Raw genomic sequence first — 26364 nt, 5'->3', positions numbered from 1 at the left:
GTCGTGCAAAACACCTGACTATCGATAAAAACTCATTGATGCCATGACGCTTGCGCATGCCTCGTTGCGAGGCATGCGCTGCCCTTTTACGGGCGCTCAGCGCGCCCGGATCACATGCTTGATTTCCTGAAACGCCTGCAGGCCCCACGGCCCCAGTTCGCGGCCGATGCTGCTCTGTTTGTAACCGCCCCACGCCGTCTGCGGAAAAATCACTTGCGGCGCGTTGAGCCACACCAACCCGGCCTGCAAGGCATTGGCGACACGTTCGGCGGCCTCGGCGTTACGCGTCACCACACTGGCAACCAGGCCGAACGGGCTGTCGTTGGCCAGCGCAATCGCTTCTTCTTCGCTGCTAAAACTGCGCACGCACAGTACCGGGCCGAAAATCTCTTCGCACCACAGCGCACTGTCGAGAGGCACTTCGGTGAACACCGTCGGCTGCAAAAAAAAGCCGCGCGGCAGGTGCGCCGGACGATTGCCGCCGCAGACCAGCTTCGCTCCGGCGCTGAGGCCGTGATCGATGTGCCCGAGCACGCGCTGGTATTGCGCCTGATTGACCAGTGCGCCCATTTCTACGTCCGCCTCGAACGGGTCGGCCACGCGAATCGCTTGCGCACGCTGCTGCAAACGCTCGAGAAATTCATCCGCCAGTTCATCGGCGACCAGCACGCGGCTGGTCGCCGAGCACATCTGCCCGGCATTGAAGAACCCGCCACCACAGGCCAGCTCCACCGCCAGCTCCAGATCAGCGTCTTCGAGCACCAGCAGCGAAGATTTTCCGCCCAGCTCCAGACTTACGCCCTTCACCGTTTCCGCCGCGCGTTGCATTACCTGCACGCCAACGGCGTTGCTGCCGGTGAAGGAGATCTTGGCAATGCACGGGTCCGCCGACAGCGGCGCGCCCACGGCCAGGCCGGTGCCGCAGACCAGATTGAATACGCCTTCCGGCAGACCGGACTCAGCGATGATCGCCGCCAGTTCCAGCTCCGGCAACGGCGTGACTTCCGAGGGTTTGAGCACCACGCAGCAGCCGGCCGCCAGCGCCGGGGCGAGTTTCCAGGCCGTGGTGACCATCGGGAAATTCCACGGCACGATCAGCCCGACCACACCGCACGGCTCGCGGCGCAGACGTGCACTGAAGTCGTCGCTGGGCAGCGGCACATTCATGTCTCGCTGCGCGTCGAGGCCTTCGGCGAGCTCGGCGTAATACTCGAAGGTCGCGATGACATCGTCGACGTCGATCGCCGCTTCGAACAGCGGTTTGCCGTTGTTGCTCGATTGCAGATTCATCAAGTGCTCGCGACCGTTGCGCACGCCGTTGGCGATGTTGCGCAGGATTGCCGCGCGCTCGGCGCCGCTGGTTTGCGACCAGTCTTTGAATGCGGCGACTGCTGCGGTAATGGCGTGATCGACCGCAAGTTCGTCACCGCCATTGACCGTGGTCAGCAGCGCTTCGGTGGCCGGGTTGATCACCCGCAGATGCTCGCGGCCGGCAGACCATTGGCCGTCGATGTAGAGGCCGTCGAGTGTGGTTGGAAAATTGATCATTGGGCCACCGCCTGCATCCACTGGTTCTGGTCGATTTCGATCACGGTCGGGCCTTGGCGATCAGTAGCGGCACGCAGCGCACTGCGCAATTGCGCTACAGAGCCGATCGCTTCGGCGGCGCAGCCGAGGGCCTTGGCGACGCCGATAAAGTCCGGGGTGTAGATGTCGACACCGACCGGCTCGATGGCGCGGTTGACCATGTATTTCTTGATCTCTTCATAGCCCTGGTTATTCCACAGCAGGACGATCACCGGCGTACGTGCTTCGACGGCGCTGGCCAGTTCCGGCAGGGTGAATTGCAGACCGCCGTCGCCGATCAGGCAGACCACTGGCGGGCGGACGCCTTTCTCTAACGGCCCACCGAGCCAGGCGCCAATGGCCGCCGGCAAGGCATAACCGAGGGTGCCGTAACCGGTCGACGAGTTGAACCAGCGTCGCGGGCGCTCGGGATTGAAGGTGAGGTTGCCGGTGTACACCGGTTGCGTCGAATCGCCGACGAATACCGCGTCAGGCAATTCCTGCAGCACGGTTTCAAGGAAACGCGTCTGCGCCAGGGTCGCGGTGTCCCAGCTCGCGGCCAGGTCATCACGCAGACGAGCTGCGCGTACTTGCCCCCAATCGTTGCGGCGCTCGGCTAGCGGTTTGTGCGACAAGGCGCTGAGCAAGGCCTGCGCGGCGTTGCGCGAGTCGGCAACCAACGCGACGTGTGGCGGATAGTTGCGCACGGTCTGATCGGCATCAATGTCGATACGCAGCAACTTGCCAGGAATCTCGAAACCGCCAGCGAAGGTCACGTCGTAATCGGTCTCGGCCAGCTCGGTGCCGATCGCCAGCACCACATCGGCATCGGCGACCAGCGCGCGGGTGGCGACCAGGCTTTGCGTCGAACCGATCAACAGTGGATGCGTCGAAGGCAGCAGGCCTTTGGCGTTGATGGTCAGCGCGACCGGCGCGTCGAGCAGTTCCGCCAGCTCGCTGAGTTCGGCAGCGGCGTCGATGGCACCGCCACCCGCAAGGATCAGCGGCCGTTGCGCGCCGGCCAACAATTCGGTCATACGGCTGATGGCAGCCGGCGCGGCACCGGCGCGGTCGATATGCACCGGCAGGCTGGCGAGCAGTTCGTCGGCGTCTTCGACCAGCACGTCCAATGGAATTTCGATGTGCACCGGGCGCGGGCGGCCAGCCTGGAACAAGGCAAATGCGCGAGCCAGCACACCTGGCAGTTCCGCGGCCGACATCAAGGTGTGCGAGAACGCCGCGACGCCGCCGATCAGCGCGCTCTGGTTCGGCAATTCGTGCAGCTTGCCGCGCCCGCCGCCCAACTGACTGCGGCTCTGCACGCTGGAGATCACCAGCATCGGAATCGAGTCGGCGTAGGCCTGGCCCATCGCCGTGGTGATGTTGGTCATGCCCGGGCCGGTGATGATGAAGCACACGCCCGGTTTGCCGCTGGTGCGCGCATAACCGTCGGCCATGAAACCGGCGCCCTGCTCATGCCGAGGCGTGACATGGTTGATGCTCGAACGAGCCAGCCCGCGATACAGCTCCACGGTATGCACACCGGGAATGCCGAACACCTGCTCGACCCCGTAACCTTCGAGTAACTTGACCAGTACTTCGCCACACGTCGCCATGTCGATTGCCCTTGTTGTTCGCTGAATACACGGTCTCTTGTAGGAGTGAGCCTGCTCGCGATAGCGGTGTGTCAGTCACATGGTTGTTGCCTGACACACCGCTATCGCGAGCAGGCTCACTCCTACAGAAAGCCGTTCACTGGGGCTCATTGAACGGGCGGCCGCTAGCGGCAACAATCGATTAAAAGTCATACTAGCCATGTCCTCACGTCATACCTTGGATCCACATGAAGCGACTGCCTCCCCTGCCCGCCCTGCACACGTTTCTGGTCACCGCGCAGTGCTGCAACTTCACCCGCGCCGCCGAGCAGCTGCACATTACTCAGGGTGCGGTGAGCCGGCAGATCGCCGGGCTGGAAGAACAGCTCGGCTATCCGCTGTTCATCCGTCTGGCCCGTGGGCTGACGCTGACGGCCGAAGGACGTGAATGGCTGCCGCAGGTGGAGAAAGTCTTCGGGCTCATCAGCGAAGCGACCGAGCAGATCGGGCTCAAGCATCAGACTTTGCAACTCAAGGCACCGAGCTGTGTGATGCGCTGGCTGCTGCCGCGCCTGCTGCAGTGGCAAAAAGAACGTCCGGACGTGCCGGTGAAGCTGACGGCCTCGCTGCAACACGGTGTGGACTTTCAGCGCGAGCAGTTCGATGCCGCCGTGATCTATGGCCCGCCACCGGACCATTCGCCAGGCGCCTTGCACTTGTTCGACGAACAACTGACACCGGTCTGCTCGCCGCAGCTGCTCAACGGTTCAGCCGCGCTGAATTCACCGTCGGATCTGCAGAAGCATCTGTTGCTGCACCCGACCCACGACATTCAGGACTGGTCGGTGTGGCTCGATGCGGCGGGCTTGCAGTTGAGCAATCTCGGCAACGGCCAGCATTTCGAGACGCTGGACCAAGCGATGTCGATGGCCTCGCATGGCACGGGCGTGGCGATCGGGGACTGGTCGCTGATCGGCGATGACTTGCGTGCCGGGCGACTGGTGATGCCGTTCGAGCTGAAGGTCAAGACGGGGCTGGCGTATTACGTGGTGCTGCCTGACAGAGCGCAGCCGTCGCCGCAATTGGAAGAGTTGATGCTTTGGCTGGTTGAGCAGGCGCATTTGCGCTGAAGCGTTTTTCCCTCACCCTAACCCTCTCCCTGAGGGAGAGGAGACTGATTGGGGGATGCTCTAAAAATACGCCGACGTGAAATTACTGTGTTGAATCCATAATCGACTCGCTCATTCAGGTCGATGTACAACGCCAGACAACCCGGTCGGCTCCCTCTCCCTTGGGAGAGGGCTGGGGTGAGGGGAAAGGGTTCACTCAATAGCCGACTGTAAACCGCTGACGCACATGCTTCGGCGTTTCCACTTCATCGATCAACGCAATCGCATAATCGGCAAAGCTGATCCAGCTGCGCCCTTCGCTGCTCACCAGCAAATGATCCTTGCCGACACGAAACGTGCCTGTGCGCTCACCTTCAACAAACTCCGCCGATGGCGACAGGAACGTCCAGTCCAGATCGCTCTCCTGACGCAACGCTTCAAGAAACGCCGCCCCGGCGCTGGCTTCGGTCTTGTACTCGGCCGGAAACCCCGCGCTGTCGATCACCCGCGTGTCATCGGGCAATAACAGCGAACCGGCACCGCCGACCACCAGCAAGCGCTTTACTTCAGCACGCTTTACCGGCCCGACAATCGCAGCCGCTGCCACGGTGGCGAAGTGCGCCGCAGTGATCACAGCATCGTGACCGGCCACTGCGTCCTGCAGCGCCGCCGCATCGAGCACATCGACATTCTTGCTGACCACACCGGCACGGCTGCCGATCTTCGACGTGTCACGGGCGATGGCGGTAACGCTGTGCCCCCGACGCAGGGCTTCTTCCAGCAATTGGCTGCCGGCACGGCCGGTGGCACCGATGATTGCGATCTTGCTCATGACGTTCTCCAGTTGGCTTGAGAGTGCTGCGTATGGAATCGGCTTACCAGGCCATTTCGCCCTTGGCGACTTTGGCGCTCAGCTCCAGCGAGCTTTCTTCGCCGAGCGACGGGTAGCGTCTCTTCATCGCGGCGATCAATGCCGCGGAATCCTTGGCCTTGGCGGTTTCGGTGTCGAACGCCTTGATGTAGTCAGCGGTGAACTTGACGCTGGCCAGCGAACGGCTGCTGTCGCCGAGGTAATGGCCCGGTATCACTGTGGTCGGTTTCAGGGATTCGATCGAATCCAGCGTCTCCAGCCAATCAGCGTGGGATTGCGCGGTCTGGGTGTCGGCCATCCATACGTGAATGTTCTCGGCGATCACCACACCACCGACCACGGCCTTGAGCGAAGGAATCCACACGAAGCTGCGATCCGGTTGTTTGCCTTGCAGGCCGATGACCTGCAATTTTTGCCCTTCGAGCACCAGACTATCGCCCTTGAGCACGCCGGGCACGACGGTTTTCGCCGGAACGTCGGCGCCCATTTTCGGGCCCCAGAACGCCAGTTTGCCGGCGACGGTCTGGTTGATGTGATCTACGGTCGGCTGCGAGGCCAGCACCTTGGCCTTCGGGAAGGCCTGAGTCAGGGTGTCGAGGCCGAAGTAGTAATCCGGGTCGCCATGGCTGATGTAGATCGTGGTCAGTTGCTTGCCACTGGCGCGGATCTTTTCCACCACCTGTTGCGCCTGGGAATTGCCGAACTGTGCGTCGACGAGAATGGCTTCTTTTTCGCCGCTGACCAGCACCGAGGTCACCGGAAAAATCGCCTCGGTGCCCGGGTTGTAGACGTCGAGGGTCAGGTTGGCCGCCGCTGCGTGTGCGGCGAAACCGAGGGCTGCCGTGGCGAGTACAACGCGTTTGAGTGTGGTGAAGCCGATCATCTGTTGCTCCGCTGTGCGAATGCCGTTGCTGGCGATGGCACAGAGCTTAGTTGCCTGACTCGGTACAAAAAATGCGATGCTTGAACATAGTTTGTTTCTGAAAGCGGGCAAATCATGGATCGGCTACAAGCAATGCGCGTGTTCGTCAGTGTGGTCGATCTGGGCAGCCAGTCGGCGGCGGCCGACCATCTGGACCTCTCACGGCCAGTGGTCTCGCGTTATCTGGCGGAGCTGGAAGACTGGGTCGGCGCGCGCTTGATGCACCGCACCACACGAAAATTGAGCCTGACCGCCGCCGGCAACGAGATCCTGCCGCGCTGCCGGCAAATGCTCGAACTGTCGAGCGACATGCAGGCCGCCGTCAGCGAACCCGACGCCGCGCCGCGCGGGCTGCTGCGCATCAGCGTCAGCACCTCGTTTGGTCAGGCGCAGCTGGCCGATGCGATGGCGGTCTACGTCAAACGTTATCCGGGTGTAAGCATCGACCTGCAGATGCTCGATCGTACGGTGAACCTGGTGGACGAGCGCATCGACCTGGCGATTCGCACCAGCAACGATCTCGATCCCAACCTGATCGCCCGGCGCCTGACCGTGTGCCGTTCGGTGGTCTGCGCGGCGCCGGCCTATCTGCAAGAACAACCGGCGCCTGTGCGGGTCGAGGAGTTGACTCGACACAACTGCCTGACCCATTCGTATTTCGGCAAAAGCCTGTGGCATTTCGAAGAAGATGGCGAAGCGGTTTCGGTGCCGGTGCAGGGCAACATCAGCGCCAACGAGGCCAGCACCCTGCTGCGCGCGACACTGGCCGGCGCCGGGGTGGCGATGCTGCCGACCTATCAGGCCGGCGTGCATATCAGCAGCGGCGAACTGCTGCGCCTGCTGCCCCACGCCGAACCACGGCAAATGAACATCTATGCCGTGTATGCCTCACGCAAGCACATGCCTGCGGCACTGCGCAGCCTGTTGGATTTTCTGGTGGAACGCTTTCCCGAAAATCCGCAATGGGACGAAGCTGCAAGCGGCAAGCCACAAGCCACAAGCTAGCGCCGTCATGACTCAACTTGCAGCTTACAACTCGAAGCTTGCAGCTGCCCCCTACTGACCTATGCTGAAAGTAGTACCGCAGGGTATGTCGTTCAGAGGTCATCGCCATGAACATCAAAACAAGAAGGTATTTCGCAATTTTCATCACCTGCGCCGCCTCGCTGGCGCTGTACGGCACCGCAGCCTGGCGGGTCGAGCAGTTGCGTCAGCTGCCGCGCGAGTACGCGAGCTGCAATTACGAGCGCTGTATTCCGCACAATGCGACGCTCAATGCGTTGCGCTGATGGGTCGGGCTTGAATTGAGCCCCGTGGGAGCTGGCTTGCCAGCGATTGCAGACAGACATTCAGCATTGCAGGCGCCTGATCCGCCCCTATCGCTGGCAAGCCAGCTCCCACAGGGTTTGGCGGTGTTGTCAGGATTGCTGCTCGCTCTTCAGGCGATCACGGAACGCTTTCGGCGATATCCCCACCCGACGCCGGAACAGGCGTGTGAAGTTGGTCGGGTCGGAAAACCCCAGCAGCTCCGACATCTCGTAAATGGTCATGCTGGTGTAGGTCAGCAAGCGCTTGGCTTCGAGTAGCTGGCGCTCGTGCATGATCTGCAACGCCGGTTGCCCGGCCAGTTCGCGGCAGGTGCCGTTGAGGTGCGAGACGGAAATGCCCAGGCGATGGGCCAGGTCCTCGACCTTCACGTGCTGGCGATAGGTTTCTTCCACCAACTGAATAAAACCATTCAGATATTCGCGCTGACGCTGCGGTCGTTGACTGGCTTTGTGGCGCACGATCGCCTGGCGACTGACCCAGACCATGATCACGCTGACCAGCGAATGCATGAGCATTTCCCGCGCTGGTTGATGGCCGTTGTACTCGGCCTGCAAGGCGCTGAACAGACTGTTGAGGTAGTCGCCGTCCGCGCCCGCCGGGTAATGCTCGGCGCTGGCCAGCGCGTGTACCGCATCGCCCAGTTGTGCCTGCAGATGGTTGATCAGCGGTGTGGCGAGGGTAACGATGAAGCCCTCGACGTCCTCGGAAAACCGAAAGCCGTGCACCGACAGCGGTGGCAGGACCTGGATCGCCGGGGTTTGCAATTGCGTGCGCTGGCCTTCGATTTCAAGCTCTGCCTGACCTTTGAAAACGAACAGCAACTGGCACAGATCGGCGTGGCGATGGGGTTTGATTTCCCATTCATGTTCGCGACTGCGGGAAGAAATGGTTTCACAGTGCAGCAAGTCAGGGGTCGGCCAGTCCAGGCTTTCACCGTAGAGCTTGAACACGGGAATCGAAGGCAGCTCAGGCTTGTTCATCACTTCAATCCAGGCCTCGGGGTTGTGGGCGATAATCGCACCGATTGGCAGAATGTACAGGTATCGGCTCAGTTTTCACCTTCAATTGACAGACCCGCAAGGGAAAAATGCAAGCACTCGATCCATAAAAAACCCTCACCGGCGTTTGCCGTGTGACGCTTGCGAGTCATAAAAACAATGAAAACGCTGAAAACCCAAATCGCGATCATCGGCGCCGGCCCGTCCGGTTTGCTCCTCGGCCAGTTGTTGCACAACGCTGGCATCGACACCCTTATCCTCGAACGGCAAACGCCCGACTATGTGCTCGGGCGCATCCGCGCCGGCGTGCTTGAACAAGGCATGGTAGAGCTGTTGCGTCAGGCCGGGGTAAGCCAGCGCATGGACGCCGAAGGGCTGGTCCATGGCGGTTTCGAACTGGCCCTCGACGGACGCCAGGTGCACATCGACCTGCACGCTTTGACCGGCGGCAAGAGCGTGATGATCTACGGCCAGACCGAAGTCACCCGCGACCTGATGGCCGCTCGTCGGGAGGCCGGCGCGCCGACGATTTATCAAGCGAGCAATGTCGTTCCGCACGGCATGAAAAGCGACGAAGCCTTCGTCACTTTTGAAAAGGATGGCGAAACCTGGCGCGTCGATTGCGATTACATCGCCGGCTGCGACGGTTTCCACGGGGTCGCCCGGCAATCGATTCCGGCCGATTGCCTGAAGGTCTTCGAACGGGTTTATCCATTTGGCTGGCTGGGCATTCTCGCCGACACCCCGCCGGTACACGACGAGCTGGTCTATGCCCGTCACGAACGTGGTTTTGCCTTGTGCAGCATGCGTTCGCAGACGCGCACGCGCTATTACGTGCAGGTGCCGGCTGATGACAACGTGGAGGACTGGAGCGACGAGCGCTTCTGGGACGAATTGAAAAGCCGCTTGCCGAGCGCACTGGCGGAGAAACTGGTCACCGGTCCGTCGATCGAAAAAAGCATCGCGCCGCTGCGCAGCTTTGTCGTCGAGCCGATGCAATACGGGCGGATGTTCCTGGTCGGCGACGCCGCGCACATCGTCCCGCCCACCGGCGCCAAAGGCTTGAACCTGGCGGCCAGCGATGTCAGTACGCTGTTCAATATTCTGCTCAAGGTTTACCGCGACGGGCGCACCGACTTGCTGGAGAAGTACTCAGAAGTCTGCCTGCGCCGCGTGTGGAAAGCCGAGCGCTTTTCCTGGTGGATGACCTCGATGCTGCACCGCTTCGACGATCACGACGCGTTCAACCAGCGCATCTGCGCCGCAGAACTGGACTATTTCGTCGACTCGGAGGCCGGGCGCAAAACCATTGCAGAAAATTACGTCGGGCTTGCGTACGAGGCTATCGAATAGCCTGCTATCGACTTACACTGGCGAGCATCCCCGCTCGCCATGTCTTTGCGGGTCAATCACTGCCCGCAGGTTTACCGTGACCACTCTGAACCCGCCTGAAATACCCAAACCGGCCATTCGCAGCGTGCTGGTCGCCCTGATGATGGCGATCTTTCTCGGCGCGCTCGACCAGACCATTGTCGCCGTGTCGATGCCGGCCATCTCTGCGCAATTCAAGGACGTCAGCCTGCTGGCCTGGGTGATTTCCGGTTACATGGTGGCGATGACTGTGGCGGTGCCGATCTACGGCAAGCTCGGCGACCTGTACGGGCGGCGCAAACTGATGCTGTTCGGCATGGGCCTGTTCACGTTGGCTTCGCTGTTCTGCGGCATGGCCCAGAGCATGGAGCAACTGGTGCTGGCGCGTATTCTTCAGGGCATCGGTGCCGGCGGAATGATTTCGGTGAGTCAGGCGATCATCGGCGACATCGTGCCGCCGCGTGAACGGGGCCGTTATCAGGGCTATTTCAGCAGCATGTACGCGGTGGCGAGTGTTGCCGGCCCGGTGCTCGGCGGCTACATGACCGAATACCTGTCGTGGCGCTGGGTATTTCTGATCAACCTGCCGCTGGGCCTCGGTGCCTGGTGGGTGGCCCGGCGCAACCTGCGCGGTTTGCCGATACCGCAGCGCAAACCGGTGATCGACTACCTCGGTACGGTGTTGATGATCATCGGTCTGACCGCCCTGCTGCTCGGGATCACCGAGGTCGGTCAGGGGCATTCGTGGCGCAGCAGCGAAGTGCTCGGTCTGCTCGCTTGTGCGGTGTTGGTGCTGGCGGCGTTCGTCTGGCATGAACGGCGCGCACGCGAGCCGTTGCTGCCGATGCACCTGTTCGCCAACCGCAGCGCCCTGCTGTGCTGGTGCACGATTTTCTTCACCAGTTTCCAGGCGATTTCGCTGATCGTGCTGATGCCGCTACGTTTTCAGAGCGTCACCGGGGCCGGGGCCGACAGCGCCGCGCTGCACTTGTTGCCGCTGGCCATGGGTCTGCCGATCGGCGCGTATTTCGCCGGTCGCCGCACCTCGATCACCGGGCGCTACAAACCGCAAATTCTCGCCGGCGCGATATTGATGCCGATCTCGATTCTCGGCATGGCGTTCAGCCCACCGGAAGCGACGCTGCTCAGCGGCGTGTTCATGTTGCTCAGCGGCGTTGCCGGCGGCATGCAGTTCCCGACCTCGCTGGTCGGCACGCAGAATTCGGTCGAACAACGCGACATTGGCGTGGCCACCAGCACCACCAACCTGTTTCGCTCCCTTGGCGGTGCGGTCGGTGTGGCGTTGATGTCGGCACTGTTGCTGGCACTGCTGCAACATTCGAGTTTCGCCCACCTGGCAAGCAGTTCACTGCTCAGCGAGGGGCATTCGGGCAATGTCCTGCTCGATGGCCTCAACGCAGCGCCCGGCGATGCACAGAATGCGCTGCGGGCGGAGTTGCTGGTGACGTTCCGGCACTTGCTGTGGGTGAGTGCAGCGGTATCGTTGCTCGGACTCGCGGCAGCGATTGCCATGCCGAACAACCTGCTGCGCGGGCGCGAGCACGGCGCGAAATAACCGCAACACTACAGACCCCTTGTGGGAGCGAGCCTGCTCGCTCCCACAAGGGGGGGCCGGTGTTTCGGTCAAGGACTGTAGTAACCCACCGCGACGAGGAAATGCCCGACCTTTTTCAGGTAGGCGTGTTTGTCCTCGACCTTGCCGGTCACCGGGTTTTTCCAGCGGTATTCGTATTCGCCTTCATCCTGCTTGCCGATCAGCGCCAGAATCGGTTCGCCCACCGGTTTGCCTTCCGGATCCTTGACCTTGGTGAAATCGGTGTTGATCAGCCGCAGGTTGGTGCCATGCGCCACGTAGCGGCGGGCGTTGAGGTCGACCACGAACACATAAAGGTCATCCTGCAGATAACCGCCCTTGAGCGAGTTGACCGCGGTCAGCGTGCCCTTTTCGTCCTTGCCGAGGTCCGTCGCGGCTTTATCCAGCAGCGCTTTGGCCTGCTCGGCCGAAGCGCGCGGCAAGTAATAACCCACCGCCAGAATCCGCTGCCCGACGCGCTGATAAAACACGTGCTTGCGCTCGACCTTGCCGTCAGCCCAGTTCTGCCAACGGTACTCGGCCTGCTGGACGCCATTGCCCTCCGGGACTTTCAGGGCGTTCTTGAAGGCTTTTTGCAAATCCGGGCCAAGTACCTCGCTGACATCGCGGCCGATCAATGCCGCTGAAGGCCCGCCGCTGGCCAGCATCACACCCTTGGTATCGACCACAAATACGTAGCGATCCTTATCGACGAACTCCCCCTGCCGGCTGAACGCGGCGAACGCCTTGTCGCCGTTGTCGTGGTAGTAAGCCAGGGCTTTTTCCAGCAGGGCGACGGCGGCCTGGCTGTCATCCTTGCCATCGGTCGCGGCGCTGGCCTGGCCGAAACCGGCCAGTAGCATCACGCCGAGCCAGGCCACTTTATGCAAAAACCCCATAGCGCATCCCTCGTTCTTGTTGGTGTTTCAAGAGCGTAGACGGCTTGGGCTGATGCATGGACATTCAGAGGGTTTCTGAACGTTACGCGGTGGCTGCGGCGGGCAAGCCCCGCCACAGTCGTTCGACATCAAGGTCGCGCGTTGATCTGCTGTTGCAGGTTCTGGATCTGCGCCTGCAGCGTGTTGAGGTTGCGGGTCATCTGCGCACGGAAGGCGTCGAACTCAGCGGTGTTGCCGCCACCCTGCGGCGTTGCCGGGCGGTTGTCCTGTTCGCTTTTGAGCACGACGATTTCCTGCTCCAGCCGATCGATGGCTGCGCTCGGGTTGCCCTGTTTCTTCAGCGCGACGATATCGGCGCCGAGGCTCTTGAACTGCGCATCGAACGCTTTCAATTCCGCGTCGAGCTTGCTGGTGTCAGCCGGTGTGCTTTTCAGCGTCGCCAGTTCGGTGCTCAAGGTTTTCACCTGCGCCTGCAGCTGGTTGTTGGCGTTTTGCAGTTCGCTGGTCTGCGCGGTCATCTGCGCCAGACGCTTGTCCAGGTCGCTGGCCTGCCCGGCAACGCCTTGCTGCTGTTTGCTCTGATCGAGCAACTTGCCTTCCAGTTGCTTGATCTGCAATTTCAACGCTTCGCTGTCGCTGCTGACGTTGGACTGGCTGGCTACGACCTTGCCGGAAATGTCCTGCAGGCGCCCTGCCGCTTCTTCGCTGATTCGCGCAAAGCTTTCCTGGGTTGCGACCAGTTGCTGCTCCATCAGCGAGATTTGCTGGAAACTCCACCAGGCCAGACCGATAAAGGCAAAGAACAATGCGCCGACCAACGCCCACAAAGGCCCGGTGCTGGCCGCCTTGACCTTGACCACCGACGGCGTGCGCGAGTGCACGGAGGTGCGGGCAGTGGTGGGAATGTCATCGTCGTCGAAGGGGTCGGCGCGCAGGCTGGGCACGTTATCGAAATCGTCGTCGTGAGCATCGTTACGCATGGACATTGAGGCAACCTTTGAGAAACGCGGTGATGGCTAAATGCTGCGAAGTATAACCGCCGCAGCCGCAGGCATTGACCCCCATCCGGGGGCGCGGTTCATTGCTGGCCGACCGAATGGTTTCAACGAATGTCCTGAGCCTTCCACCAGGCGCAGAACTCGTCGAGGGCCGACCACAGGCTGACTTTCGGATCGTAGTCCAGATAATGCCGGGCGCGGCTGATGTCGAGGGTGAAATTTTTGTTCATCACTTGCATGCCCAGCCGCGACAGCGTCGGCTCCGGGCGCCCCGGCCAAAGTTTGCAGGCACCTTCGTTGAGCGCGGCAACGCTGTAGGCCAGCGCGTAGGAGCGATACTTGCGCACCTGCGGCACGTCCATGTTGCGCATCACATAATTGACCACGTCCCACAGCGGCACTGGCGCACCGTTGCTGATGTTGTAGGCCTTGCCCAGCGCCGAACCCGCCGCCAGCAAACTGCTGAGCATGGCTTCGTTAAGGTTGTGCACGCTGGTGAAATCGACCTTGTTCAGGCCATTGCCGATGATCGCCAGACGGCCCTTGCGCTGCATGTTGAGCAGGCGCGGAAAGATGCTCATGTCGCCGGCCCCGGTGACGAAGCGCGGGCGCAACGCGATGGTTTCCAAGCCGAATTCCTGAGCACCGAAGACCTTCTGCTCGGCCAGATACTTGGTCGCCGCGTACGGATGCCGAAAGCGCTTGGGCACTTGTTCTTCGGTCAGACCGAGATGGTCGCGGCCATCGAAATAGATCGACGGTGACGACAGGTGCACCAAACGCCGGACTCGCTGTTTGAGGCAGGCCTCGACGATGTTCTCGGTGACCTGCACGTTGCCCTGATGGAAATCCTGATAACGCCCCCACACACCGACCGCACCGGCGCAATGCACCACCGCTTCGACATCCGCGCACAGCTCGCGGGCCAGTTCGGCATCGGTCAGATCGCCGGGCACAAACTCGGCGCCACGGCGCACCAGATGCTCGACGCTCTCGGCCCGGCGCCCGTTGACGCGCACCTCAAGGCCCTGCTCCAGGGCGAAACGCGCAAAGCGCCCGCCAATGAAGCCGCTCGCGCCGGTAACCAAAATCTTCATCAAAAACTCCACAGATACAGCTGCAAGCCACAAGCCATCAGCTGCAAGTTAAAACGCTGCGCTTGCCGCTTGCAGCTTGACGCTCGCAGCTGCTTCTAAGCCACTAGCCATTGCGTTGACGAGCGCAGTAATTGCTCGGTGAGCAGGTTGAGCAATTGCCCGCCGTTGCGCCAATGATGCCAGTACAGCGGCACATCGATCGGTTTATCTGGCAACAACTCGCGCAATACGCCGCTGCGCAACTGTTCGCGCACCTGCAACTCTGGCACCAGTCCCCAGCCGATTCCGGCCTCGGCCAAGCGAATGAAACCTTCCGACGACGGACACAAATGGTGTTCGAAACCACCATCGACGCCCAGCGATGCGAGATAGCGATGCTGCAGAAAATCGTCCGGGCCGAACACCAGTGCCGGCGTGCGCGGCAGTTGTTCGGCGCGCACACCCTGGGGGAAATGCCGTTCGATGAAGGCCGGGCTGGCCAACGCGCGATAACGCATCGCCCCGAGCAACACACTGCGCGCGCCGGCCACCGGTCGCTCGCTGGCGCAAAGACAGGCCGCCACTTCACCGGCGCGCATGCGTTTGAGGCCGACCGTCTGGTCTTCAACGATCAGGTCCAGCAGTAGATGCTGGGCAGCGCAGAAATCCCCCACCGCTTGCCCCCACCAGGTGGCGAGACTGTCGGCGTTCAGTGCGATACGCAGACGATCCGGCACCCCCTCTTCGTCCAGCGCCGGGACAACGCTTTGCAGGTCACGCTCCAGCAAACGCACCTGCTGCACATGGTTGAGCAAGCGCCGGCCGATCTCGGTTGGCGCCGGCGGTGTGCCACGAATCAGCACCGGCTGACCGACTCGCGCTTCGAGCAGTTTGATCCGCTGCGAGATCGCCGATTGCGACAAACCCAGTACCTGCGCGGCCCGTTCGAAGCCGGCCTGTTCCACCACAGCGGCCAATGCAGACAGCAATTTATAGTCGAACATCAGTTTTCCTAATGAGCGATCAGCAATATTGGTTTTTCTTATACAACGCTCGACCGGAGAATAGCCAGTAAGCACTCATTCTCAAGGATCACGTTCATGGCCGGCGAAACTTCACTCAACACTTTATTACGCAGCATGAGCCCGCAACTCAACGCCGGCGAATACGTGTTCTGCACCCTGCCCGATGGCGTGCTGCCGCGCGATCTGGAGATTGTCGGCAGCTTCCGCGAGCAGGAAGGCCTGACGCTGATCGTGCAGCGTGCCCATGCCGAACAGGCCGGTTTGCACTTCGACTATGTGGCGGCGTGGATCACTCTCAACGTGCACTCCGCGCTGGAAGCGGTCGGTCTCACCGCCGCGTTCGCCACGGCGTTGGGCCAGGCCGGGATCAGTTGCAACGTGATTGCCGGCTACTACCACGACCATTTGTTCGTCGGCCAGGCCGACGCCGAACGCGCCATGCAAGTGCTGCGCGATCTCGCAGCCAACGCGGAGTAAACGTCATGTGGCAAAGCTATGTGAACGGCCTGCTGGTGGCCCTCGGGCTGATCATGGCGATCGGCACCCAGAACGCTTTCGTATTGGCGCAGAGCCTGCGCCGTGAACATCATTTACCGGTCGCCGCACTGTGCGTGGCGTGCGATGCGCTGCTGGTGGCGGCCGGGGTGTTCGGCCTGGCGACGGTCCTCGCGCAGAACCCGACGCTGTTGGCGATCGCTCGTTGGGGCGGCGCGACCTTTCTGATCTGGTATGGCAGCCAGGCGTTGCGCCGGGCCTGTTCTAAGCAAAGCCTGGATCAAGGCGCAAACCAGACCGTACGTTCATTGCGTGCCGTGATGCTCAGCGCGCTGGCGGTGACGCTGCTCAATCCGCACGTTTATCTGGATACCGTGTTGCTGATTGGCTCGCTCGGTGCGCAACAATCGGTGCCGGGGGCTTATGTGGTCGGCGCGGCGAGCGCTTCGCTGCTGTGGTTTTTCACCCTGGCGCTGGGCGCGGCGTGGCTGGCACCGTGGCTCGCTAGACCGAGTACCTGGCGGATTCTCGATCTGGTGGTGGCGTTGATGATGTTCGCGGTGGCCGGGCAGTTGATTATCTCGAGTTGATTTATTCCAAACAGCTCTGGAACCTCTATCCCACACAGTTGTTGCGTGGTTATGCCGCAACCCCGGTGCTATGATCCAGACCCTGCGCCGCAAAGAGTAAAAACTCGCCGGTGCATTTCTGGCCGCCCGTGATCGGCCTTGCGCTCACCGCAACAGACCTGATTAGGAGAATCATCATGGCTTTCGAATTGCCGCCGCTGCCTTACCCACACGATGCCCTGCAGCCGCACATTTCCAAGGAAACCCTGGAATACCACCACGACAAGCACCACAACACCTATGTCGTGAACCTGAACAACCTGGTGCCAGGCACCGAGTTCGAAGGCAAGACCCTGGAAGAAATCGTCAAGACTTCCTCGGGCGGTATCTTCAACAACGCCGCTCAGGTCTGGAACCACACCTTCTACTGGAACTGCCTGGCGCCAAACGCCGGCGGTCAACCAACCGGCGCGCTGGCTGAAGCGATCAACGCAGCCTTCGGTTCGTTCGACAAGTTCAAGGAAGAGTTCAGCAAAACCTCGATCGGCACCTTCGGTTCCGGCTGGGGCTGGCTGGTGAAAAAGGCTGACGGTTCCCTGGCGCTGGCCAGCACCATCGGCGCCGGCAACCCGATCACCAGCGGCGACACCCCGCTGCTGACCTGCGACGTCTGGGAACACGCTTACTACATCGACTACCGCAACGTGCGTCCGAAGTACGTAGAAGCGTTCTGGAACCTGGTCAACTGGAAGTTCGTGGCCGAGCAGTTCGAAGGTAAAGCCTTCACTGCTTAAGCTGCACGCCAGACAAGAAACCCGGCTTTTGCCGGGTTTTTTTATGCTCGCGGATGGCGTTTTTCTCACGCTGAAAACAGCTTCGTGCCGTTTGTCGGGAGCGCACGTGAAGCTACCATCACAGAGCGCAAAAAATATCATGTGCAGGCTCAAGTTGAGGGCCGCCACTACCGACACAGTTAATTCAGAGCTAATACTCCAATTGGCAGCATTCTGACCAAGGCTTGGGGGAATATCCCTGAGCCCGATTGTCCCTTTGACTGCCACCCCGGGATTGCCAATACTCATGGCAACTTGACGCTACCCGCACGGAACAAGGAATACCTCTTTGAAGCTGGAACTCAAGAACAGCTTGTCGGTGAAGTTGCTCCGGGTCGTGCTCCTGTCGGCATTGATCGTCGGTGTGGTCTTGAGCTGCGCGCAAATTGTCTTCGATGCCTACAAGACCCGTCAGGCGGTGGCCGGCGATGCCGAGCGGATCCTCGACATGTTCCGCGACCCGTCGACTCAGGCCGTGTACAGCCTGGATCGGGAAATGGGCATGCAGGTGATCGAAGGCCTGTTCCAGGACGATGCCGTGCGTCAGGCATCCATCGGCCATCCCAACGAAGCCATGCTCGCGCAGAAATCCCGCGAGCTGCAGCACTCCAACAGCCGCTGGCTGACCGACCTGATCCTCGGGCAGGAACGCACCTTCACCACCCAACTGGTCGGGCGCGGGCCTTATAGCGAGTATTACGGCGACCTGAGCATTACCCTCGACACCGCCACTTATGGCGAAGGTTTTCTTGTCAGTTCGGTGATCATCTTCATTTCCGGCGTCCTGCGAGCCCTGGCCATGGGCCTGGTGCTGTACCTGGTTTATCACTGGCTGCTGACCAAGCCGCTGTCGCGGATCATCGAGCACCTCACCGAGATCAACCCGGATCGCCCCAGCGAACACAAGATTCCGCAGCTCAAGGGCCACGAGAAAAACGAGTTGGGCGTATGGATCAACACCGCCAATCAGTTGCTGGAATCGATCGAACGCAACACCCATCTGCGTCACGAAGCGGAAAACAGCCTGCTGCGCATGGCCCAGTACGATTTCCTCACTGGCCTGCCGAACCGCCAGCAGTTGCAGCAGCAACTGGACAAGATTCTGGTCGACGCCGGGAAGCTGCAACGCCGCGTCGCGGTATTGTGCGTAGGGCTGGATGATTTCAAAGGCATCAACGAGCAGTTCAGCTACCAGACCGGCGACCAGTTGCTGCTGGCCCTGGCCGACCGTTTGCGCGCCCACAGCGGTCGCCTCGGCGCCCTCGCCCGTCTTGGCGGCGATCAGTTCGCGCTGGTCCAGGCCGATATCGAACAGCCCTACGAAGCGGCGGAACTGGCGCAAAGCATCCTCGACGATCTGGAAGCGCCATTCGCCCTTGATCATCAGGAGATCCGCCTGCGCGCGACCATCGGCATCACTTTGTTCCCGGAGGATGGCGACAGCACCGAGAAGCTGTTGCAGAAAGCCGAGCAGACCATGACCCTGGCCAAGACTCGCTCACGCAACCGTTATCAGTTCTACATCGCCAGCGTCGACAGCGAGATGCGTCGTCGTCGCGAGCTGGAAAAAGACCTGCGCGATGCGCTGATCCGCGATCAGTTCTATCTCGTCTACCAGCCACAGATCAGCTATCGCGATCACCGTGTAGTCGGTGTCGAAGCGTTGATTCGCTGGCAGCATCCCGAACACGGCCTGGTGCCGCCGGACCTGTTCATTCCGCTGGCCGAGCAGAACGGCACGATCATCGCCATCGGCGAATGGGTGCTCGATCAAGCCTGCAAGCAGCTACGCGACTGGCACGATCAGGGTTTTGCCGATCTGCGCATGGCGGTCAATCTGTCGACGGTGCAACTGCACCACGCCGAGCTGCCGCGAGTGGTCAACAACCTGTTGCAGATGTACCGCTTGCCGCCGCGCAGTCTGGAGCTGGAAGTGACCGAAACCGGCCTGATGGAAGACATCAGCACCGCCGCCCAGCATCTACTGAGCCTGCGCCGCTCCGGAGCGTTGATCGCCATTGACGACTTCGGCACCGGTTATTCATCGCTCAGTTATCTGAAAAGCCTGCCGCTGGACAAGATCAAGATCGACAAGAGCTTCGTCCAGGACCTGCTCGATGACGACGACGATGCGACCATCGTTCGCGCGATCATCCAGTTGGGCAAGAGCCTTGGCATGCAGGTGATTGCCGAGGGCGTGGAAACCGCCGAGCAGGAGACCTACATCATCTCTGAAGGCTGCCACGAGGGTCAGGGTTATCACTACAGCAAACCGCTGCCGGCCCGCGAGTTGAGCGCTTATCTCAAGCAGGCGCAACGCAGCAACGCCGTCATTCTGTGAAACGCCGTGAATGCGGCGCCTCTCGCCGATCGGGATCGTGCGCTTGATCCAGCGCACCCATGTCGTAAACAAGAAATATTTCCAGCCACAACCCTTTACACATAATGCGAAAGATTTGCATTATGTCGCAGTTTTGCGCGCCCTCGGCGCCAGTCCACTCAACTACCGAAGCAGGATGTTCGCCATGATTCGTATGCCTCTGGCTACCGCCAGTCTGCTGGCCATCGCTATTTCCCTCGCCGGTTGCGGCGAAGGCAAGGACAAAGAAAAAGCCTCCGAAATGACGCCGGCTTCCAGCAGCGCTGCTCCAGCCCCTGTCGCTACGCCTGCGCCTGCTGCCGGTAAAGTCGACGATGCTGCCGCCAAGGCTGTGGTCGCGCACTACGCCGACATGGTCTTCGCCGTCTACAGCGATGCCGAATCCACCGCGAAAACCTTACAGAGCGCGATCGACGCGTTCCTCGCCAAGCCGAACGCCGACACCCTGAAAGCCGCCAAGGCTGCCTGGGTCGCCGCACGTGTTCCGTACCTGCAAAGTGAAGTGTTCCGCTTCGGCAACACCATCATCGACGATTGGGAAGGTCAGGTTAACGCCTGGCCGCTGGACGAAGGTCTGATCGACTACGTCGACAAATCCTACGCGCACGCGCTGGGTAACCCGGGCGCCACCGCCAACATCATCGCCAACACCGAAGTTCAGGTTGGCGAAGACAAGGTCGACGTCAAGGACATCACCGCCGAGAAACTCGCCAGCCTCAACGAGCTGGGCGGTTCCGAGGCGAACGTCGCTACCGGCTACCACGCCATCGAATTCCTGCTGTGGGGCCAGGACCTCAACGGCACCGGCCCGGGCGCTGGCAACCGTCCGGCCTCCGATTACCTGGAAGGCGCCGGCGCCACCGGCGGTCACAACGATCGTCGCCGTGCCTACCTCAAAGCCGTGACCGAGCTGCTGGTCAGCGATCTGGAAGAAATGGTCGGCAACTGGAAGCCAAACGTGGCCGACAACTACCGCGCCACGTTGGAAGCCGAGCCGGGTGAATCCGGTCTGCGCAAAATGTTGTTCGGTATGGGCAGCCTGTCCCTCGGCGAACTGGCGGGCGAGCGCATGAAAGTTTCCCTGGAAGCCAACTCCCCGGAAGACGAGCAGGATTGCTTCAGCGACAACACCCACTACTCGCATTTCTACGATGCCAAAGGCGTGCGTAACGTTTACCTGGGCGAGTACACCCGCGTCGACGGCACCAAGCTGACCGGCGCCAGCCTGTCGTCGCTGGTGGCCAAGGCTGATCCGGCTGCCGACACCGCACTGAAAGCCGATCTGGCCGCAACCGAAGCGAAGATCCAGGTCATGGTCGATCACGCCAACAAGGGCGAGCACTACGACCAGTTGATCGCGGCTGGCAACACCGCGGGCAACCAGATCGTTCGTGACGCGATCGCCGCGCTGGTCAAGCAGACCGGTTCGATCGAAGCCGCTGCCGGCAAACTGGGCATCAGCGACCTGAACCCGGACAACGCCGATCACGAGTTCTGATCAACGCGTGTGCTTCAAAAAAAGGCGACCTTCGGGTCGCCTTTTTGATCTCTGCCTTTTGTGTTGATGCTGGTGACCCCATCGCTGGCAAGCCAGCTCCCACAGGGAAGGGTGGCGTACACAGATTTTTCAAACACTGCAAAACCTGTGGGAGCTGGCTTGCCAGCGATAGAGGCCGCACGGCCTCAAATGAAACTCTGCCGCAAATCAAGCAAACGATAATTCCTCTTATTCAAACTCCCCGGCCCTGTTAGACTTTGCGCCTTTGTTTTCGCCCGTCTGCAGGATGTCTGATGCCCTCGCTGCCTCTTCGCTTGTCCGCACTGTTGCTGGCCCTGGGCCTGAGTGCCTGCGATGACGCCCCGCGTTTCACCCAGGCCGAGCCCGGTGAAGCGCGTTCGGGTGGCGCGGCGACGGTGCGCAAGAGCGATCAGAACGCATTTTCCCTGCCGTCAGCCAACCTGCCACCGTCGCGACGGGTGGATTTCAGTGTCGGCAACAGCTTCTTTCGCAGCCCGTGGGTGATCGCGCCGTCGACCACCACTGCGCGCGACGGCCTCGGCCCGCTGTTCAATACCAACGCTTGCCAGAACTGCCACATCAAGGACGGTCGCGGTCATCCACCGGCGCCGAACGCAAGCAATGCGGTGTCGATGCTGGTCAGGCTGTCGATTGCCGATGCGCCGCAATATGCCAAAGTCATCGAACAGCTTGGCGTGGTGCCGGAACCGGTCTACGGCGGCCAACTCCAGGACATGGCCGTGCCCGGCGTCGCCCCGGAAGGCAAGGTGCGCGTCGACTACACGCCGGTGCCGGTGCGGTTCGCCGATGGCACGGAGGTCGAGCTGCGCAAACCGGTGCTGCAGATCACGCAACTGGGCTACGGTCCGATGCACCCGGACACGCGGTTTTCCGCGCGCGTCGCCCCGCCGATGATCGGTCTGGGTCTGCTTGAAGCGATCCCGGAAGAAGCGATTCTTGCCAACGCAGCCGCACAAGCCAAAGACAACCAGGGCATCAACGGCCGGCCGAACCGGGTCTGGGACGATGAGTTGCAGAAAACCGTGATCGGCCGTTTCGGCTGGAAAGCCGGGCAACCGAACCTCAATCAACAAAACGTTCACGCCTTTTCTGGTGACATGGGCCTGACCACCAGCCTGCGCCCCTTCGATGACTGCTCCGACGTGCAAACCGCCTGCAAGCAGGCACCGAACGGCAACGGGCCGAACGGCGAACCGGAAGTCAGCGATAACATTCTGCGGCTGGTGCTGTTCTACAGCCGCAACCTCGCGGTGCCGGCGCGACGTGGCGTCAACGATGCCGAGGTGCTAGCCGGCAAGAATCTGTTTTTCCAGGCTGGCTGCCAGTCGTGCCATACGCCGAAATACACCACCGCCGCCAACGCCGCCGAACCGGAACTGGCCAATCAACTGATCCGGCCATACAGCGATCTGCTGCTGCACGACATGGGCGACGGTCTGGCGGACAATCGCACAGAATTCCAGGCCTCCGGCCGCGACTGGCGCACCCCGCCGTTGTGGGGCATCGGCCTGACGCAAGCGGTCAGCGGCCACACCCAGTTCTTGCATGACGGCCGCGCGCGCAATCTGCTTGAAGCCGTGCTCTGGCATGGCGGCGAAGCGCAAGCCGCGCAGCAACAGGTTTTGTCTTTCAATGCCGAGCAGCGTGCTGCGTTGCTGGCATTTTTGAACTCACTTTAAATACTGAAAAAAGAATCGGGAGCCCGACATGTTCCGTCCCAAGCTACTGTTCACCAGCCTTGCCGCGCTCGCCCTCGGCGCCTGCTCGCCGCAGGACCCGCAAGCGGTCACCTCGGCAGCCATCGCCAAATCGGTGATTCTGCCGACCTATACCCGCTGGGTTGAAGCCGATAAGCAACTGGCCGTCAGCGCCCTCGCCTACTGCCAGGGCAAGGAAACCCTGGAAACCGCGCGCGCTGATTTCCTTCACGCGCAGAAAGCCTGGGCTGAGCTGCAACCGCTGCTGATCGGCCCGCTGGCCGAGGGCAATCGTTCGTGGCAGGTGCAGTTCTGGCCGGACAAGAAGAACCTCGTGGGCCGTCAGGTCGAACAACTGGTTGTAGCCCAGCCGCAGATCGATGCTGCGGCACTGGCCAAGTCGAGCGTGGTGGTTCAGGGCCTGTCGGCCTACGAATACATCCTCTTCGATGCCAAGCCTGATGTCGCCAACGCCGAGCAGAAAGCCAAATACTGCCCGCTGCTGATCGCCATCGGCGAACGCCAGAAGCAATTGGCCGAAGAGATTCTGCAGGGCTGGAACAACACCGACGGCATGCTCGCGCAGATGAGCAAATTCCCGAATCAGCGTTATGCCGACTCTCACGAAGCGATCGCCGATCTGCTGCGCGTGCAGGTCACCGCCCTGGACACCCTGAAGAAAAAGCTCGGCACGCCGATGGGCCGCCAGAGCAAGGGCGTGCCACAGCCGTTCCAGGCTGATGCGTGGCGCAGCCAGTCGTCGCTGACCGCACTGCAAGCCAGTCTTGCAGCGGCCAAAACCGTCTGGGAAGGCGTCGACAACAAAGGCCTGCGCGGTCTGTTGCCAGCCGAGCAGAAGCCGTTGGCCGACAAGATCGACGCCGCCTATGCTGCCTCGCTGAAACTGTTCGACAGCACCCAGCGCTCGCTCGGCGAAATGCTTGAAGACGACGCCGGTCGTCAGCAACTGAACGACATCTACGACAGCCTCAACGTCGTCCATCGCCTGCACGAAGGCGAACTGGCCAAGGCGCTGGGCATTCAACTGGGCTTCAACGCCAACGACGGTGACTGATGAGGGCAAGTGCCATGCTGCGACGCCAGGCTCTGACTTTAGGTAGTGTGCTGCTGGGAGCAGTGACGCTGGGCGGCTGGACGCTGTTCAAACGCAAGGATCAGAGCCCGCTGCTGCTGTCGGCGCGCGACGACACCGACGGCAGGCATTACGCCGTCGGTTATCGGCTCGACGGTACGCGGGTGTTTGCCACGCAGGTCGGCCAGCGCTGCCACGACATCATCAACCACCCGACGCAGCCGATCGCACTGTTCGTGGCCCGTCGTCCGGGCACCGAAAGCTACTTGATCGACCTGCGCGACGGGACCCTGCTCCAAACCGTGACCTCACAACCGAACCGGCATTTCTACGGGCATGCCGTGGTGCACAAGGACGGCGAATACCTGTACGCCACCGAGAACGACACCACCGATCCGGGTCGTGGCTTGCTCGGCGTGTACAAGTTCGACGGCGCGCGGCTGGTGCACAGCGGCGAGATTTCCACCCACGGTCTCGGCCCGCATCAGGTGTCCTGGATGCCCGACGGCGAGACGCTGGTGGTAGCCAACGGCGGGATTCGAACCGAAGCGGAAAGCCGCGTCGACATGAACCTCAACGCCATGGAGCCGAGCCTGGTGCTGATGCAGCGCGACGGGACTTTGCTGAGCAAGGAAACCCTCGCCCAGCAGATGAACAGCGTGCGCCACCTGGGCATCGCCAGTGACGGCACCATCGTCGCCGGTCAGCAGTTCATGGGCGCCTCTCATGAGCGCTCGGAGCTGTTGGCGATCAAGCGCCCGGGGCAGCCATTCGTCGCATTCCCGGTGCCGGAACATCAGCTGCAAGCGATGGGGCATTACACCGCCAGCGTCGCGGTGCACAGCGAGTTACGGCTGGTCGCGCTGACCGCGCCGCGGGGCAACCGTTTTTTCATCTGGGATCTGGACAGCGGCGAAGTGCGCCTCGACGCGCCGTTGCCCGATTGCGCCGGGGTCGGTGCGGTGCAGGACGGTTTTGTCGTGACCTCAGGTCAAGGCCGTTGCCGTTATTACGATTGCCGTCAGGCGCAGTTGCTGGCCAAGCCGCTGGAATTGCCCGCAGGGCTCTGGGACAACCATCTGCATCTGATGGCATAAGCCGCGCGCGGCAGCGGCTGACAGCATCTCGAGGGCGAGCGTCATTTCATGGCCCTCGCCCTTTTCATCGCCTGTAATAACTGCCAGTTGGAATACCCCTTGTACTCGGAGTAATGTGCCCGCCTGTCTCACCTGATTTATCCAAGGAACTGGAAATATGCTGCGTCGCCGCATGCTGATCATGTTGGGTGTTGTGTTGCTGATCGTCCTGGTGCTGGGCGGGTACAAAGCCTTTTCGATCTACACGATGATCCAGGGCTTTGCCAAACCGAAACCGCCGATCAGCGTCGCCGTGGCCAGGGCCAGCGAACAGCCATGGCAGATGCGCCTGCCGACAGTCGGCACGCTCAAGGCGCTGCAAGGTGTCGAACTGAGCCTGGAAGTCGCCGGCACGGTGACCGAACTCAAGTTCGAATCGGGGCAGAAGGTCAAGGCCGGGCAGCCGCTGCTGCAACTCGACAGCGCCGTCGAAACCGCGCTGCTGGAAACCGCCAAGGCTGATCTCGGCCTGGCACAACTGGATTTCGGCCGCGGCAGCCAACTGGTCGACAGCCGCGCCATCTCCAAAGGCGAGTACGACCGCCTCTCCGCTGTGCTGCAAAAGAACAAGGCCACGGTCAATCAGCTCAACGCATCGCTGGCGAAAAAACGCATTCTCGCGCCGTTCAGCGGCACCATCGGCATCCGTCAGGTCGACGTAGGCGATTATCTCGCCAGCGGTACCAGAATCGCCACGCTGCAGGATTTGAGCAGCCTCTACGCCGACTTCTACCTGCCTGAACAATCGGTGCCGAAACTGGCCATCGGTCAACCGGTACGGATCGCAGTCGCCGCTTATCCGCAGCAGAACTTCGCTGGCAAGATCAGCGCGATCAACCCGATCGTCGAAAGCTCTACGCGCAACATTCTGGTCCGCGCGACCCTGGCCAATCCCGATGGCAAGCTGCTGCCGGGCATGTTCGCCAGTCTCGAAGTGCTGCTGCCGGAGCCGCAGAAACACATCGTGGTGCCGGAGAGCGCGATCACCTACACCCTCTACGGCAACTCGGTGTACGTGGTCGGGCAGAAGAAAGCCGAGGACGGCAGCGTCGAAAAAGACGACAAGGGCCAACTGGTGCTGATCGCCGAACGCCGTTTCATCGAAACCGGTGAGCGCCGCGATGGCCTGGTGATGATCAACAAGGGCGTGCAGAGCGGCGAGCAAGTGGTGACGGCCGGCCAGATCAAACTGGACAACGGCGCACACATCGCCATCAGCGACGACAAGACCCTCGGCGAGCAGAACAGTCCGCCCCGCGCCGACTGAT

At 61.4% G+C, this 26364-nt stretch carries 23 protein-coding genes; 14 read left to right on the top strand and 9 right to left on the bottom strand.

What is annotated here, in order from left to right:
* Positions 1–96: 96 nt before the first annotated feature.
* Positions 97–1545 (bottom strand): aldehyde dehydrogenase family protein, encoded by a 1449-nt coding sequence (locus J3P93_RS06300; RefSeq protein ID WP_434598299.1) that lies wholly within the window; start codon positions 1543–1545, stop codon positions 97–99.
* Positions 1545–3182 (bottom strand): 5-guanidino-2-oxopentanoate decarboxylase, encoded by a 1638-nt coding sequence (locus J3P93_RS06295; protein WP_434595912.1) that lies wholly within the window; start codon positions 3180–3182, stop codon positions 1545–1547. Before J3P93_RS06295 ends, J3P93_RS06300 begins: the two co-directional genes overlap by 1 nt.
* Positions 3183–3409: 227 nt before the next feature.
* On the opposite strand from J3P93_RS06295, the gene J3P93_RS06290 reads away from it, so the two are divergent.
* A complete protein-coding gene (locus tag J3P93_RS06290; RefSeq protein WP_434595910.1) occupies positions 3410–4291 on the top strand; it encodes a LysR substrate-binding domain-containing protein in 882 nt (293 codons plus the stop codon).
* A 196-nt stretch (positions 4292–4487) separates the two neighbouring features.
* Here J3P93_RS06290 and J3P93_RS06285 read toward each other — a convergent pair whose 3' ends face one another.
* The gene (locus tag J3P93_RS06285) at positions 4488–5102 is read right to left on the bottom strand and encodes an NAD(P)-dependent oxidoreductase (protein WP_434595908.1); all 615 of its coding nucleotides are present in this window, start codon (positions 5100–5102) and stop codon (positions 4488–4490) included.
* 43 nt (positions 5103–5145) lie between these two features.
* Positions 5146–6024, bottom strand: coding sequence for an MBL fold metallo-hydrolase (locus J3P93_RS06280; protein ID WP_434595906.1), 879 nt, complete (start codon positions 6022–6024; stop codon positions 5146–5148).
* A gap of 114 nt (positions 6025–6138) precedes the next feature.
* On the opposite strand from J3P93_RS06280, the gene J3P93_RS06275 reads away from it, so the two are divergent.
* Together J3P93_RS06275 and J3P93_RS06270 are read left to right on the top strand one after the other, a co-directional pair.
* Positions 6139–7068 (top strand): LysR family transcriptional regulator, encoded by a 930-nt coding sequence (locus J3P93_RS06275; protein ID WP_434595904.1) that lies wholly within the window; start codon positions 6139–6141, stop codon positions 7066–7068.
* A 107-nt stretch (positions 7069–7175) separates the two neighbouring features.
* A complete protein-coding gene (locus J3P93_RS06270) occupies positions 7176–7352 on the top strand; it encodes a hypothetical protein (protein ID WP_434595902.1) in 177 nt (58 codons plus the stop codon).
* A 129-nt stretch (positions 7353–7481) separates the two neighbouring features.
* On the opposite strand, the gene J3P93_RS06265 is transcribed toward J3P93_RS06270, so the two are convergent.
* The gene (locus tag J3P93_RS06265) at positions 7482–8372 is read right to left on the bottom strand and encodes a helix-turn-helix domain-containing protein (RefSeq protein ID WP_434595900.1); all 891 of its coding nucleotides are present in this window, start codon (positions 8370–8372) and stop codon (positions 7482–7484) included.
* Between the two features lie 177 nt (positions 8373–8549).
* Here J3P93_RS06265 and pobA point away from each other — a divergent pair, with 177 nt between their 5' ends.
* Both pobA and J3P93_RS06255 read left to right on the top strand, forming a co-directional pair.
* Entirely contained in the window at positions 8550–9743 is a 1194-nt protein-coding gene (pobA, locus tag J3P93_RS06260) for a 4-hydroxybenzoate 3-monooxygenase (RefSeq protein ID WP_434595898.1), read from the top strand.
* A 76-nt stretch (positions 9744–9819) separates the two neighbouring features.
* A complete protein-coding gene (locus J3P93_RS06255) occupies positions 9820–11337 on the top strand; it encodes an MDR family MFS transporter (RefSeq protein WP_434595896.1) in 1518 nt (505 codons plus the stop codon).
* Between the two features lie 68 nt (positions 11338–11405).
* Here J3P93_RS06255 and J3P93_RS06250 read toward each other — a convergent pair whose 3' ends face one another.
* The 4 genes from J3P93_RS06250 to J3P93_RS06235 form a co-directional block, all read right to left on the bottom strand.
* Positions 11406–12254 (bottom strand): cache domain-containing protein, encoded by an 849-nt coding sequence (locus J3P93_RS06250; protein WP_434595894.1) that lies wholly within the window; start codon positions 12252–12254, stop codon positions 11406–11408.
* A 128-nt stretch (positions 12255–12382) separates the two neighbouring features.
* Positions 12383–13240 carry an ATPase gene (locus J3P93_RS06245; protein WP_434595892.1) on the bottom strand — a complete coding sequence of 286 codons (858 nt, stop codon included), beginning with the start codon at positions 13238–13240 and terminating at the stop codon, positions 12383–12385.
* Positions 13241–13356: 116 nt separating this feature from the next.
* Positions 13357–14349: an NAD-dependent epimerase/dehydratase family protein gene (locus J3P93_RS06240; protein ID WP_434595890.1), complete on the bottom strand. Its 993-nt coding sequence runs from the start codon at positions 14347–14349 to the stop codon at positions 13357–13359.
* Positions 14350–14444: 95 nt separating this feature from the next.
* Positions 14445–15332 carry a LysR family transcriptional regulator ArgP gene (locus J3P93_RS06235; protein ID WP_434595888.1) on the bottom strand — a complete coding sequence of 296 codons (888 nt, stop codon included), beginning with the start codon at positions 15330–15332 and terminating at the stop codon, positions 14445–14447.
* Positions 15333–15428: 96 nt separating this feature from the next.
* Between J3P93_RS06235 and J3P93_RS06230 the strand changes: the two genes are divergently transcribed.
* The 9 genes from J3P93_RS06230 to J3P93_RS06190 all read left to right on the top strand — a co-directional run bounded on the left by J3P93_RS06230 (position 15429) and on the right by J3P93_RS06190 (position 26363).
* A complete protein-coding gene (locus tag J3P93_RS06230; protein ID WP_434595887.1) occupies positions 15429–15830 on the top strand; it encodes an ACT domain-containing protein in 402 nt (133 codons plus the stop codon).
* Between the two features lie 5 nt (positions 15831–15835).
* Positions 15836–16438 carry a LysE/ArgO family amino acid transporter gene (locus tag J3P93_RS06225; RefSeq protein WP_434595885.1) on the top strand — a complete coding sequence of 201 codons (603 nt, stop codon included), beginning with the start codon at positions 15836–15838 and terminating at the stop codon, positions 16436–16438.
* Between the two features lie 176 nt (positions 16439–16614).
* Entirely contained in the window at positions 16615–17211 is a 597-nt protein-coding gene (locus tag J3P93_RS06220; RefSeq protein ID WP_434595882.1) for a superoxide dismutase, read from the top strand.
* Between the two features lie 328 nt (positions 17212–17539).
* Positions 17540–19591, top strand: coding sequence for a putative bifunctional diguanylate cyclase/phosphodiesterase (locus J3P93_RS06215; RefSeq protein WP_434595880.1), 2052 nt, complete (start codon positions 17540–17542; stop codon positions 19589–19591).
* 184 nt (positions 19592–19775) lie between these two features.
* Positions 19776–21128 (top strand): imelysin family protein, encoded by a 1353-nt coding sequence (locus J3P93_RS06210; protein WP_434595878.1) that lies wholly within the window; start codon positions 19776–19778, stop codon positions 21126–21128.
* Between the two features lie 293 nt (positions 21129–21421).
* Positions 21422–22849 (top strand): di-heme oxidoredictase family protein, encoded by a 1428-nt coding sequence (locus J3P93_RS06205; protein ID WP_434595876.1) that lies wholly within the window; start codon positions 21422–21424, stop codon positions 22847–22849.
* Between the two features lie 28 nt (positions 22850–22877).
* Positions 22878–23942 (top strand): imelysin family protein, encoded by a 1065-nt coding sequence (locus J3P93_RS06200; protein ID WP_090285802.1) that lies wholly within the window; start codon positions 22878–22880, stop codon positions 23940–23942.
* A 14-nt stretch (positions 23943–23956) separates the two neighbouring features.
* The gene (locus J3P93_RS06195; protein ID WP_434595874.1) at positions 23957–25057 is read left to right on the top strand and encodes a DUF1513 domain-containing protein; all 1101 of its coding nucleotides are present in this window, start codon (positions 23957–23959) and stop codon (positions 25055–25057) included.
* A 157-nt stretch (positions 25058–25214) separates the two neighbouring features.
* On the top strand, positions 25215–26363 hold the full coding sequence (locus tag J3P93_RS06190; protein WP_434595872.1) for an efflux RND transporter periplasmic adaptor subunit: 1149 nt from the start codon (positions 25215–25217) through the stop codon (positions 26361–26363).
* Position 26364: the final 1 nt, after the last annotated feature.

This window comes from Pseudomonas sp. R3-57, from assembly GCF_051132065.1.
Taxonomy (GTDB): Bacteria; Pseudomonadota; Gammaproteobacteria; order Pseudomonadales; family Pseudomonadaceae; genus Aquipseudomonas.
This window is presented reverse-complemented; position numbering and strand designations above follow the sequence as displayed.

Excerpts from the sequence above, each read along its gene's own strand:
- J3P93_RS06245 (WP_434595892.1), bottom strand. The coding sequence starts at position 13,240 with ATGTCCATGCGTAACGATGCTCACGACGACGATTTCGATAACGTGCCC.
- J3P93_RS06280 (WP_434595906.1), bottom strand. The coding sequence starts at position 6,024 with ATGATCGGCTTCACCACACTCAAACGCGTTGTACTCGCCACGGCAGCC.
- J3P93_RS06205 (WP_434595876.1), top strand. The coding sequence starts at position 21,422 with ATGCCCTCGCTGCCTCTTCGCTTGTCCGCACTGTTGCTGGCCCTGGGC.
- J3P93_RS06270 (WP_434595902.1), top strand. The coding sequence starts at position 7,176 with ATGAACATCAAAACAAGAAGGTATTTCGCAATTTTCATCACCTGCGCC.
- J3P93_RS06200 (WP_090285802.1), top strand. The coding sequence starts at position 22,878 with ATGTTCCGTCCCAAGCTACTGTTCACCAGCCTTGCCGCGCTCGCCCTC.
- J3P93_RS06235 (WP_434595888.1), bottom strand. The coding sequence starts at position 15,332 with ATGTTCGACTATAAATTGCTGTCTGCATTGGCCGCTGTGGTGGAACAG.
- J3P93_RS06230 (WP_434595887.1), top strand. The coding sequence starts at position 15,429 with ATGGCCGGCGAAACTTCACTCAACACTTTATTACGCAGCATGAGCCCG.
- J3P93_RS06290 (WP_434595910.1), top strand. The coding sequence starts at position 3,410 with ATGAAGCGACTGCCTCCCCTGCCCGCCCTGCACACGTTTCTGGTCACC.
- J3P93_RS06220 (WP_434595882.1), top strand. The coding sequence starts at position 16,615 with ATGGCTTTCGAATTGCCGCCGCTGCCTTACCCACACGATGCCCTGCAG.
- J3P93_RS06190 (WP_434595872.1), top strand. The coding sequence starts at position 25,215 with ATGCTGCGTCGCCGCATGCTGATCATGTTGGGTGTTGTGTTGCTGATC.
- J3P93_RS06275 (WP_434595904.1), top strand. The coding sequence starts at position 6,139 with ATGGATCGGCTACAAGCAATGCGCGTGTTCGTCAGTGTGGTCGATCTG.
- J3P93_RS06225 (WP_434595885.1), top strand. The coding sequence starts at position 15,836 with ATGTGGCAAAGCTATGTGAACGGCCTGCTGGTGGCCCTCGGGCTGATC.
- J3P93_RS06265 (WP_434595900.1), bottom strand. The coding sequence starts at position 8,372 with ATGAACAAGCCTGAGCTGCCTTCGATTCCCGTGTTCAAGCTCTACGGT.
- J3P93_RS06295 (WP_434595912.1), bottom strand. The coding sequence starts at position 3,182 with ATGGCGACGTGTGGCGAAGTACTGGTCAAGTTACTCGAAGGTTACGGG.
- J3P93_RS06210 (WP_434595878.1), top strand. The coding sequence starts at position 19,776 with ATGATTCGTATGCCTCTGGCTACCGCCAGTCTGCTGGCCATCGCTATT.
- J3P93_RS06250 (WP_434595894.1), bottom strand. The coding sequence starts at position 12,254 with ATGGGGTTTTTGCATAAAGTGGCCTGGCTCGGCGTGATGCTACTGGCC.
- J3P93_RS06240 (WP_434595890.1), bottom strand. The coding sequence starts at position 14,349 with ATGAAGATTTTGGTTACCGGCGCGAGCGGCTTCATTGGCGGGCGCTTT.
- J3P93_RS06285 (WP_434595908.1), bottom strand. The coding sequence starts at position 5,102 with ATGAGCAAGATCGCAATCATCGGTGCCACCGGCCGTGCCGGCAGCCAA.
- J3P93_RS06195 (WP_434595874.1), top strand. The coding sequence starts at position 23,957 with ATGCTGCGACGCCAGGCTCTGACTTTAGGTAGTGTGCTGCTGGGAGCA.
- pobA (WP_434595898.1), top strand. The coding sequence starts at position 8,550 with ATGAAAACGCTGAAAACCCAAATCGCGATCATCGGCGCCGGCCCGTCC.